General features: G+C 43.7%; 7 protein-coding genes. 4 read left to right on the forward strand and 3 right to left on the reverse strand.

Annotated features, from left to right (window positions below):
* Positions 1-129 precede the first annotated feature (129 nt).
* A complete protein-coding gene (locus tag NEE14_RS07550; protein ID WP_251968162.1) occupies positions 130-1,851 on the forward strand; it encodes a bifunctional metallophosphatase/5'-nucleotidase in 1,722 nt (573 codons plus the stop codon).
* 105 nt (positions 1,852-1,956) lie between these two features.
* On the opposite strand, the gene lepA is transcribed toward NEE14_RS07550, so the two are convergent.
* The 3 genes from lepA to NEE14_RS07565 all read right to left on the reverse strand — a co-directional run bounded on the left by lepA (position 1,957) and on the right by NEE14_RS07565 (position 5,672).
* A complete protein-coding gene (lepA, locus tag NEE14_RS07555; RefSeq protein ID WP_251968161.1) occupies positions 1,957-3,744 on the reverse strand; it encodes a translation elongation factor 4 in 1,788 nt (595 codons plus the stop codon).
* Positions 3,745-4,143: 399 nt separating this feature from the next.
* Positions 4,144-4,962 carry a M23 family metallopeptidase gene (locus tag NEE14_RS07560; RefSeq protein ID WP_422394686.1) on the reverse strand — a complete coding sequence of 273 codons (819 nt, stop codon included), beginning with the start codon at positions 4,960-4,962 and terminating at the stop codon, positions 4,144-4,146.
* Between the two features lie 80 nt (positions 4,963-5,042).
* Entirely contained in the window at positions 5,043-5,672 is a 630-nt protein-coding gene (locus NEE14_RS07565; protein ID WP_251968160.1) for a hypothetical protein, read from the reverse strand.
* A gap of 677 nt (positions 5,673-6,349) precedes the next feature.
* Between NEE14_RS07565 and NEE14_RS07570 the strand changes: the two genes are divergently transcribed.
* The 3 genes from NEE14_RS07570 to NEE14_RS07580 are packed head-to-tail and all read left to right on the forward strand — an operon-like array spanning position 6,350 to position 12,418.
* Complete coding sequence (locus NEE14_RS07570) at positions 6,350-7,558, forward strand: efflux RND transporter periplasmic adaptor subunit (RefSeq protein ID WP_251968159.1); 1,209 nt, start codon at positions 6,350-6,352, stop codon at positions 7,556-7,558.
* A gap of 37 nt (positions 7,559-7,595) precedes the next feature.
* Positions 7,596-11,024 carry an efflux RND transporter permease subunit gene (locus tag NEE14_RS07575; RefSeq protein ID WP_251968158.1) on the forward strand — a complete coding sequence of 1,143 codons (3,429 nt, stop codon included), beginning with the start codon at positions 7,596-7,598 and terminating at the stop codon, positions 11,022-11,024.
* Positions 11,025-11,029: 5 nt separating this feature from the next.
* Positions 11,030-12,418, forward strand: a complete 1,389-nt coding sequence (locus NEE14_RS07580; protein WP_251968157.1) for an efflux transporter outer membrane subunit — start codon at positions 11,030-11,032, stop codon at positions 12,416-12,418.
* The last annotated feature ends 2 nt before the right edge of the window (positions 12,419-12,420 follow it).

A 12,420-nucleotide genomic window follows, 5' to 3' on the forward strand; every position in this document is an offset into this window, starting at 1 on the left:
AGTCTATCTATAATCATACAGACCAGATAAACTTTCATCAGATTTTCATATAATCCGAGGAAGGAAGTTTCTCTGGTCTGTATTATTTTTGTACCGTTTTATCAATTACATATCTTTAATACCCATTTTATGAGACGAATTTCATGTATCTTTCTTTTATTATGGGCTTTCTTAAGCCTCTCTGCCGCCACGCGCGAAGTCAAGCTGAAGTTGATTGAAACGAGCGACATTCACGGCAATTTCTTCCCTTATAATTTCATCACGCAACAAGACTGGAAAGGCAGCTTCGCCCGTGTGCATTCGTACGCCCAACAGGAACGCCAGACGTATGGACACAATTTATTGCTGATGGACAACGGAGATATTCTGCAAGGACAGCCTTCGGCCTACTATTATAACTTTATGGACACTGTATCAACGCATATTACGGCGACTATGATGAATTACATGGGATTCGTAGTAGGGAATATGGGAAATCATGATGTAGAAGCGGGTCATGCAGTTTACGACCGCTGGATCAGTCAGTGCCAGTTTCCGGTCTTGGGAGCGAATATTATCCAAGTATCGGATGAACAACCCTACTTAAAGCCTTATGAAATCATCGAACGGGAAGGTGTAAAAATAGCTGTATTAGGTATGATTACACCGGCTATTCCAACCTGGCTGCCCGAGACGTTATGGAAAGGTCTTTACTTCGCAGATATGGAACAAACAGCACGTAAATGGATGCCGATCATTCAGGAAAAGGAAAAGCCGGACATCATCATCGGCCTCTTCCATGCCGGAAAGGAAGCCCGTACTGTAGCAGGCAAATACCGCGAAGATGCTTCTGCCGAAATAGCTGAACGTATTCCGGGCTTTGACATCATTATGATGGGACACGACCATCGGCGCTTCTGCGGAAAGATAGCCAATGCTCAGGGAGATTCTGTTTTGCTGATTAATCCGGCCAACAACGGAAGAACGGTAGGCGACGTAGAAATTACGCTGACACTGGATGGGGATAAAGTCATTCGGAAATCAATCCAAGGCAAACTGGCTGATATGGACAAACTGGAACCAAGTCCGGACTTTATGAAGCAGTTTGCTCCACAATACCAAGCAGTAGAAGCCTTCGTTTCTGAGAAAGTCGGGACTTTCACCGAAACAATTTCTACCCGGCCGGCTTATTTCGGCCCGTCGGCTTTTATCGATTTCATCCATTCTCTGCAACTGGATCTGACCGGAGCCGACATCTCGTTTGCCGCTCCTCTCTCCTTTGACGCCGTAATCAAAGAAGGAGATATTCATATCAGCGACATGTTCAACCTTTATAAGTATGAAAACATGCTTTATACCATGGAACTGACAGGAAAAGAAATCAAAGGATTCCTGGAAGAATCGTATGCAATCTGGACGAATCAGATGAAATCGGCCGATGATCATGTTCTTTTGCTGACTGAACGGAAAGACGGCAATGGCTACACATTTACAAATCCAAGCTTCAACTTCGATTCGGCGGCCGGTATCATTTATACGGTGGATGTAACCAAACCTGCCGGACAAAAGGTCTGCATACAAAGCCTGGCCAATGGCGAACCGTTCGATCTCAACCGGACTTATCGGGTAGCTTTAAATTCTTACAGAGGTAATGGCGGTGGCGAACTGCTCACAAAAGGAGCGGGAATTCCACAAGATCAGTTAAAAGACCGGATTATTTCGGCTACAGAGAAAGATCTGCGATATTATATGATCCAATATATCCGGGAGAAGAAGACCTTGTCTCCTCAGCCTCTCAACCAGTGGAAGATGATTCCGGAAGACTGGACTGAAAAGGCTGCGGAAAGAGACGCCAGACTGCTATTCGACTAAGGGAGCAGAATCCGTATAAAAACAGAAAGATCACAACATGCCTGAAGATGGACTCTTTTCACATGTTGTGATCTTTTTCTTTATAAGGGAAAATCTAACCGCGTCTTAATCGAGCTTCAATACAGCCAGGAAGGCTTTCTGTGGAACCTCAACCGTTCCGATCTGTTTCATACGTTTCTTTCCTTCTTTCTGCTTCTCCAGCAACTTACGCTTACGGGAAACATCACCACCATAACACTTAGCCGTTACATCCTTGCGTACAGCCTTGATGGTTTCACGGGCTATGATCTTGGCTCCGATAGCGGCCTGAATGGCTATTTCAAACTGCTGACGAGGGATCAGTTCTTTCAGTTTTTCACACATCCGCCGACCGAAAGTCACACTGTTGTCAACATGCGTCAGTGTTGAAAGAGCATCTACCGGCTCACCGTTCAGCAGAATATCCAGCTTGACCAGCTTACTCGGACGATAATCATGCAAATGATAATCAAACGAAGCATAACCTTTCGAGATACTCTTCAGTTTATCGTAGAAGTCAATAACAATCTCACCCAAAGGCAAGTCGTAAATAATTTCCACACGATCTCCTGAAATATAATTCTGTTTAACCAGCACTCCTCGCTTACCCAAACACAAGGTCATAATCGGACCGATATAAGATGTATTGGTAATGACGGATGCCCGAATGAACGGTTCTTCAATATGATCAATCAGCGTCGGGTCAGGCAAGCCACTCGGATTATGGACTTCCTTGCAATTTCCTTTCTTGTCATAAACCATATATGAAACATTCGGTACCGTCGTAATCACATTCATATTAAACTCGCGGTCCAAGCGTTCCTGTACAATTTCCATGTGCAGCAAACCTAAGAAACCACAACGGAATCCGAATCCCAACGCCGCCGAACTTTCCGGCTGGAAAGTCAAAGAAGCGTCGTTCAACTGCAATTTCTCCAACGAAGCACGCAGATTCTCGAATTCTTCTGTCTCAATGGGATAAACACCGGCAAAAACCATCGGCTTGACTTCCTCGAACCCGGCAATAGCTTCCAGTGCCGGACGGGCAACATGCGTGATCGTATCTCCTACCCGCACTTCCTTGGATGTCTTTATACCAGAAATAATATAACCAACATCACCCGTACGCACTTCGTCCCGCGGTGACATTTCCAGTTTCAATACCCCTACTTCATCGGCATCATATTCCTTACCCGTGGCGATGAATTTGACGTGATCCCCTTTATGGATAACCCCGTTTTCAACCTTAAAATAAGCAATGATTCCCCGGAAAGAATTAAACACCGAATCGAAAATCAGACACTGCAGCGGAGCCTCCGGATCACCCTTCGGAGCCGGAATTTTTTCTACAATGGCATTCAACAGGTTTTCAACACCTTCGCCAGTCTTACCGCTGGCACGCAGAATATCGCTGCGGTCACAACCCAGCAGCTCTATTATTTCGTCTTCCACTTCTTCGGGCATGGCACTTGGCAAATCGATCTTGTTCAAGACCGGAATAATCTCCAAATCGTTCTCGATAGCCATATATAAATTCGAAATGGTTTGTGCCTGCACACCCTGCGACGCATCAACAATCAATAAAGCGCCTTCGCAAGCGGCTATTGAACGTGATACCTCATACGAAAAGTCGACGTGCCCCGGAGTATCAATCAAATTTAAAATATAATCTTCTCCTTTATAGGTATAATTCATCTGAATGGCATGGCTCTTGATCGTAATACCACGTTCACGCTCCAGATCCATATCATCCAATACCTGATCCTGCATATCTCTTCCTTCTACCGTCTTGGTGTATTCCAGCAAACGGTCGGCCAGGGTACTTTTCCCATGGTCAATATGAGCAATAATACAAAAATTGCGGATATTCTTCATTTATTTGTCTGTCCTAAAATCGTTTTGCATGCAAATATACGAAAAAAATCATTTACCGGCGCGTATTCCAGGAAAGGACTCACCAACAAACCTACCGTACACATTCCTGTCTTCTATGCAGTCGCCAACAAGGCTCATAAACAATCCAATTGTCCTTTTATAGCTAAAAAAGGTATCCATTTAGCCTAAAAGCGTTTCCAAATAATAAATCAAGTTAAATACAGAATATTTATGCCGAAAAATTATGCTGAATAACACAAAGTCTCTATATTTGCACTGTGTTTTTCATGGTATTAGATTTAAGGTTAGCAATGAAGATTGGTTGTCGTGATGACAACCTTTTCTTTTTTATAGACCATTCATCTTTTCTATTCGCATATAATCCACCAGCTATTTATATTATTTTTTCTCATCCTCACGATCAATCAGATAGAGAGGGAGAGCTCTGACCGGTTTGACCGAAACATGATTTCCTTTTTTACGACAAATCAGACACTCCTTTTTCAGTGTACGCCGGGAAAAGCTGAACACATAGTTCGGATTAAAATGAACCCCGTTAAAACGCACTTCAAAATGCAGATGCGCAGTCGTAGCCCGTCCGGTTCGACCGGTTAAACCAATGGGTGTTCCGGCTTTCACCACATCACCCGGCTTGACAAAGTTCTTGGAATTATGGCTGTAAACCGTTTCCAGCCCATTATAATGGCGGATAACGATGACATTCCCATAAGCTGAATAAGGCTTGGAAAAGCGAACCACACCATCAAAGGCCGCTACAATCGTATCGTTCGGACAGGTTTTTATGTCGTACCCGGAATGATGACGCCGCCGACCGCCATACGGCGAAATAACTTTGGCACCCGGTAATGGAAAAGCAAAATCGCCTTCCTGAATCAACGACAGGTCAATGATCTCTGTATCCGAATCCTTAAAACGGGCCACATCGCCCACCCCAATATGATTGATTTCACGACTGGTAAAGTTTGTCGATATGACTTTACGCGGAGAAGCCAACGAATCTAACTTGGCAGCTTCCGGATACTTCGGAAATTCAACCATCGGAATCGTTACTTCGGTAGTAGGAAAAGCTGCTTTGGCAGGCGGTAAGACCGGAGAAACATTCTTTTTCTTACCAAAAACATCTTGTGTGGAATGGCTCAGCAACAAGATGGCTAATACCATCCCACTATACACATATTTTCTGAATTGGAACTTCATTCTTAAAACAATTTCAAACAAAGGTAGTCGAAAAAGAAGCTAACTCCAATACAAAAAATGTTATATGGCAGATATACAGATTATTCCATATCTTCCAGAACCGGCTTATTCATCAGGCGATAAACATAACACTGGCTCATAATAACCAACGGATAGGCTACAAAGACACCGATAATGAACAAGATAACGCCTACGATCAATATCAATAACTGCGCTAACAAAAGACCCAACAAAGGCATTACCCGGCCTTTCGTCAAGTACCAGCTTTTACGCAACGCATCCAGCGCACTTGCATTTTCATCGACGATAAACTGTCCGAAGAACTGCAGACGAAGATACAAATAGACACCCGGTATCACAAAAATGAATAAACCGATACAAACAAGCACACTGGAAAGAATTCCGGCAATCATATATGAAAACAATTTCGTCGGATTCTGCATATAGGCTGAAAACTGAGGTTCATCGCCATCCATCGTCTGAAACATGTTCTTGATATATCCCAAAGCAAAAACAGACGATATGATGTAACTGATCAAGGAAGATACGACCTTTCCTCCTAAAGAAGAAGATAAAGGAGTCATAAACAAACTGACCGTAAAGGAAATCAAACACAGACCTATAACCAGACCAGCTAAAATCCAAATCTGAGATTTTACATTTTTCCAACTCTCTCTCAATACGTCTGAAACAATAATCGTGGTATCCATGATGTTTTTAATTTAAGTTATTTAGGTCAAAAGTAAACATTAATTACGAAAAAGCAAGGGTTTATTTAAAAATATCCACACAAAAGCTCTTTTCTTCCTACTCTTTCACATAGGAAGCTTTTCCATCAATGCCTTAAAAGAACATTTTTTTCAGGTAAATAAACCACATAAATGATTCCTTGACAAAATAGAACAAATCCATTTCTCGTATTCTTGATATCTGTTTCTCCTTAGAACTTATATTTTTGACAAATGTGGTAAAGCTTTATCACAGTTGTCAAAAAGCTTTACTATATATATGAAAAAGCTTTTTGACAGATGTCAAACAATTAAAAAGTAACGAGTTTAAAGAATTATCCCGGCAGGAACCAGCCTAAAGTTAACTTTCTCTTTTTCCGGATATCTAAAAAAGATGATTACGTCAAATTTCTATACGGAACAATTAATATTAATTTCATACCAAAATGTATCTTTTCTTTTCAGAAAATCATATAATATGCATACAAATATGGTTAAAATAAGATTTTAGCATCACCCTATTTTATAGAAAAGAGTTACCTTTGTATGGAAAAAAAGCGAGTAAAAGAAAATAGCAGGAAATGACATTCCTTACTTATTTTTCAAAAAAGAAGGATTAATATAGAGATTCGAGAATAATTTCAAATTTTTAATAATATATGAAGAAACATTTTTTGAAGTTCATGGTAACCCAGGGTAAGTACATGGTTATATGTGCGACTGGGTTTATTTTGTTTTCTTGTGGAAACAGCCAAAGTGGGATGAAGATGGGAGACAACGAATATGCTGTTGCTACAGTAACAACGACTTCGAGCAACCAGACGAAATCTTACCCGGCAACCATTAAAGGAACACAGGATATTGAAATCCGTCCGCAAGTTTCTGGTTTTATCGTCAAACTTTGTGTAGATGAAGGTGCAACGGTTCGTAAAGGACAGGCATTATTCCAGATCGATCCGACTCAATACAAGGCCGCTTTTAACCAGGCCAAAGCAGCTGTAGAAACAGCTAAAGCGAGCTTAAATACACTGACTCTGACTGAAAAGAACAAACACATGTTGTTCGAAAAACAGATCATCAGTTCATTTGAATACGAAACAGCCGTCAACAACTTATTATCGGCGAAAGCAGCCCTGGCTCAGGCCGAAGCATCACTGGTCAGCGCTAAGCAGAACCTGGATTTCTGTACGGTAACCAGTCCGTCTGACGGAGTGATCGGTACATTCCCGTACCGTATCGGTAGTTTGGTGAGTCCCTCTATTGCAGAACCACTGACAACCGTATCTGAAATCAAAGATATGTATGTATATTTCTCCATGACTGAAAAAGACCTGCTGCAACTGACAAAGACAGGTACTTCCCTCAAAGAAGAGCTGGAGAAAATGCCGGCAGTCAAACTGCAGCTGGCCGATGGAAGTTTTTATAGCGAAGAAGGTAAGATCGACGCCGTCAGTGGAGTAATCGATCAGACCACCGGTTCAGTAAGCATGCGTGCCATCTTCTCCAACAAGAATAACATCCTGCGCAGTGGTGGTACAGGAAATGTGATCTTCCCGTACACAATGGAGAACATCATCCTGATTCCTCAGTCATCAACGGTTGAAATCCAGGATAAGAAATTCGTTTATGTATTGCAGCCTGACAGCACACTGAAATATACGGAAGTCAAGATTTCTGATTTGAACGACGGTCAGAACTATATTGTGACCAGCGGCTTGAATTCTTCTGAGAAGATCGTTGTAGAAGGCGTACAGCAATTGCACAACGGGCAAAAGATCACCCCTATAACACAAGCACAGCAAGAGGCTAAATACCAGCAGCACTTAAAAGATCAGCATGATGGTAATCTGGCAACTGCTTTCAATTAATTTTTATAGGATAGACAATTAAATCAGAACAAATAAAATGAAATTAGATAGATTTATTAACCGTCCGGTGCTATCAACCGTTATTTCTATTTTGATAGTCATCCTGGGTGTTATCGGTCTTGCTACATTACCTATTACCCAATATCCGGACATTGCGCCTCCTACCGTATCGGTAAGAGCGACTTATACGGGAGCCAATGCGACCGCCGTATTGAACTCCGTCATCGCTCCGCTGGAAGACCAGATCAACGGTGTGGAAAACATGATGTATATTTCATCAACGGCCTCCAACACAGGTTCGGCCGATATCAATGTTTACTTCAACCAGGGAACCGACCCGGATATGGCGGCAGTCAACGTACAGAACCGTGTGTCAATGGCACAAGGATTGCTGCCGGCCGAAGTAACCAAAGTCGGTGTAACAACGCAGAAGAGACAGACCTCTATGTTGATGGTATTCTCTTTGTACGACAAGGAAGATAAATACAACATCGAGTTTATCGAAAACTATGCCAACATCAACTTGATTCCGGAAATCAAACGTGTAAGTGGTGTAGGTGATGCAAATGTGTTAGGTCAGGATTATTCTATGCGTATCTGGTTGAAGCCGGATATCATGGCTCAGTATAAACTGGTGCCGAGCGATGTCTCTGCAGCTTTGGCAGAACAGAACATTGAAGCGGCACCGGGTCAGTTCGGTGAACGCGGAAACCAGACCTTCCAGTATACCATCCGTTACAAAGGACGTCTGCAGAAACCGGGCGAATTTGCCGACATTGTCATCAAGGCATTGCCCGACGGCGAAGTATTGCGTCTGGGTGATATAGCAGACCTCGAATTGGGTCGTCTGGCTTATACCTTCAACAATACGGTAAACGGTCATAAAGCCGTATCTTGTATCGTATATCAGATGGCAGGAACCAACGCGACCGAGACCATTTCTAACTTGGAAAAAGTATTGGCCAACGCCGAAAAGACCTTGCCGGAAGGCTTGGGTATCAACATCGCCCAAAGTGCCAACGACTTCTTGTTTGCTTCTATCCACGAAGTTATCAAGACCTTGATCGAGGCATTTATCCTGGTATTTATCGTGGTATATATCTTCTTGCAGGATATGCGTTCTACCCTGATTCCGGCTATTGCCATCCCGGTTGCTTTGATCGGTACGTTCTTCGTCCTGAAACTGATCGGTTTCAGCTTGAACTTGCTGACCTTGTCTGCAATGGTGCTGGCGATTGCGATTGTGGTCGATGATGCGATCGTCGTCGTCGAGGGTGTCCATGCCAAACTCGACCAGGGATATAAATCCGTTAAGCAGGCTTCTATCGACGCGATGAGCGAATTAGGTGGTGCCATCGTTTCTATTACCTTGGTCATGATGTCTGTGTTCATTCCGGTAAGTTTCATGGAAGGAACCGCCGGTACCTTCTACCGCCAGTTCGGTTTGACCATGGCTATTTCTATCGGATTCTCTGCATTGAACGCCTTGACCTTGTCACCGGCCCTTTGTGCCATTCTGTTGAAGGCTCATGGAGATGACTCTTCCCTGAAGGAACGCGTGAATACCGCCGTGAAGACTTCAGGTAAAATCATGTTGCGCCGCTATACCGACGCCATCGGAAGATTGCTTCACCCAAGCATTACCTTAATCTTTACAGTCATTGCTATTTTGGGTATGATCTTCGGTATGTTCAGTTTCAGCAACCATCCGGCTTTGTGTATCCTCTTTATCGTTATCAGCGTTTTAGCATTGTTAGGTATGACAACCGATAAATTTAAACAAGCCTTCAATGCTGCTTACGAAAAGATTTTGAACCGATATAAGAAAAACGTATTGTTCTTCATTCAGAAATCAGTTATTTCTTTTGGACTGGTGGTTGCGGCCATCGCCCTCTTGGTATTTTTGATGAATACAACACCAACCGGTATGGTGCCGAATGAAGATACCGGGACCATCATGGGTGCCGTTACCTTGCCTCCTGGAACATCTCAGGAACGAGCTATGGAAGTATTGAACAAAGTAGACAGCCTGATAGCTGCCGAACCAGCCGTTCAGTCAAGAACCGTTATCTCCGGTTTCGGTTTCATCGGTGGTCAGGGTCCTTCTTACGGATCAATCATCATCAAGTTGAAAGACTGGGAAGAACGTTCGCTGATGCAAAACTCAGATATCATCGTCGGTTCGTTGTTCATGCGTTCACAGAAAATCATCAAAGACGCACAGGTACTGTTCTTCGCACCTCCTATGATTCCGGGTTATTCAGCATCCAGTGATATTGAATTAAACATGCAGGATAAAACAGGTGGAGAACTGGATCGTTTCTTCAACGTGGTTACAGATTATATCGCCGCCTTGAATGCCCGTCCGGAAATCAGCCGTGCGCAGACCACGTTCAACCCGAGCTTCCCGCAATACATGTTGGATATTGATGCGGCAGCTTGTAAAAAAGCAGGTATCAGTCCGAGCGACATCCTTTCAACCATGCAAGGATATTACGGAGGTCTTTACGCATCTAACTTCAACAGTTATGGTAAGATGTACCGTGTAATGATTCAGGCAGAACCAAGCGCTACGAAAAACCTCGAAACACTGAATAGCATCAAGGTTCGTAGCAGCAACGGAGAAATGGCTCCTATCACCCAGTTCGTAACCATGAAGAAAGTATACGGCCCGGATGTCATCAGCCGTTTCAACCTGTATACATCTATCAAGGTGATGGTAGCTCCGGCTTCAGGTTATACTTCAGGTCAGGCTTTGCAGGCCATTGCCGAAGTAGCCCAGCAGAATCTGCCGACCGGTTTCGGTTATGAATTAGGAGGTATGGCGCGTGAAGAGGCTGAAACAAGTAGCGGAACGACAGCTATTATCTTCCTGCTGTGTTTCGTCTTCGTTTACTTGTTGCTGAGTGCCCAGTATGAAAGTTATATCTTGCCGCTGGCCGTATTGCTGTCAATTCCGTTTGGTCTGTTCGGAAGCTTCCTGTTCGTCAATGGTATGGGAGCATTAGGTAGTATTCCGGCCTTGAAGATGATTTTGGGAACCATGTCAAATGATATTTACATGCAGATTGCCTTAATCATGTTGATGGGTCTGTTGGCAAAGAACGCGATCTTGATTGTAGAGTTCGCCCTCGACCGACGTCGAATGGGTATGAGTATATCCTGGGCTGCCGTATTAGGAGCCGCAGCTCGTCTGCGTCCTATCCTGATGACATCAATGGCCATGATCATCGGTTTGCTTCCGTTGATGTTTGCCTTCGGTGTTGGAGCACACGGTAACCGTACATTAGGAGCTTCCGCCATTGGAGGTATGTTTATCGGTATGATCTTCCAGATCTTTATTGTTCCTGTATTGTTCGTCGCATTCCAGTACTTGCAAGAAAAAGTTAAACCGCTTGAATGGGATGATTTGGACAACAGTGATATGAATAGCGAAATTGAACAATATGAACAAATAAAAGAATGATTCGGATGAAAAGAAGTAATATATTTTATATGATGTGCGCGACTGCTTTATTAAGCAGTTGCCACATTTACAAAGCGTATGATCGTCCTGAGGATATCAACGCTGATGGAATTTATCGGGATCCCGTATCTCTGACTGACACACTGGCTGTCAGCGATACGACCAATATGGGAAACATTCCCTGGCAAGAATTATTCAAGGATCCGAAACTGCAGGCTTTGATAGAAGAAGGCCTGGCAAACAATGTAGATATGCAGGCAGCCGTATTGCGTGTAGAAGAGGCCCGCGTCATGCTGACATCAGCACGCTTGTCGTTCTTGCCTTCCATTAACCTGGCTCCACAAGGATCAGTAACCACTATGGATGGCGGCGATTTTGTCAAGGCCTATACACTTCCGGTTGCAGCCAGCTGGCAGGTAGATCTGTTCGGTCAGTTATTGAACGCAAGCCGCAGCCAGAAGACAGCTTATCTACAGAGCCAGTACAGCCAGCAGGCTGTCCGCTCACAGCTCATTTGCGGCATTGCCAATTCGTATTATACCTTGTTGATGCTCGACAAGCAGGAAGATATCACAGCCAGAACAGTAGATATCTATGCAGAGAATGTCCGCGTCATGGAAGCCATGAAGATAGCCGGTATGACGACAGAAGCAGCCGTTACTCAAACCCGTGCGGCTTATCATCAGACGGCAGCTTCATTGATCGACTTGCAACGCCAGATCAGAGAAGTAGAAAACTCTTTGTCTGTCCTGTTGGCAAAAGCGCCTCAGCATATCGACAGAGGAACATTAGACGAGCAGATCATGCCGGAAGAATTGACAGCCGGTGTTCCTATCCAGCTTTTGGCCAATCGTCCGGATGTAAAGATAGCAGAAATGAACCTGGCAAGTGCTTATTATTCTACGAACCAGGCAAGAGCAGCCTTCTATCCGGGATTGAACATCACAGCTACTGCGGGATGGACAAACGGTTCGGGCATCAGTGTTGCTAATCCCGGACAGTTCATGTTCCAGGCTTTGGCGGCGTTGGCACAGCCGATCTTCAACAACGGTAAATTAATTGCCAACTTGAAGGTAACTAAAGCAGAAGAAGAGATCGCCAAGATGAACTATCAGCAGACTATCTTAGCGGCTGGTCAGGAAGTCAGTGACGCCTTGCATTTATATGATGCCAGCAACAACAAGCTGATAGAAGACAGAGCTCGTGTAGAACAGCTGGAAAAAGCCGTTGTCTATACAAAAGACCTGTTCCAAAGTGGAGATGCTACTTATCTGGAAATATTGACATCACAACAAAGTCTGCTCAGTGCACAGTTAACAGAAGTATCTGATAATATCCAGCGAATCCAGGCTGTTATCAATCTTTACAGTGCATTAGGCGGTGGTAGAGAATAACC

Origin of the sequence: Parabacteroides sp. AD58, from assembly GCF_023744375.2 — a bacterium.
Taxonomy (GTDB): domain Bacteria; phylum Bacteroidota; class Bacteroidia; order Bacteroidales; family Tannerellaceae; genus Parabacteroides; species Parabacteroides absconsus.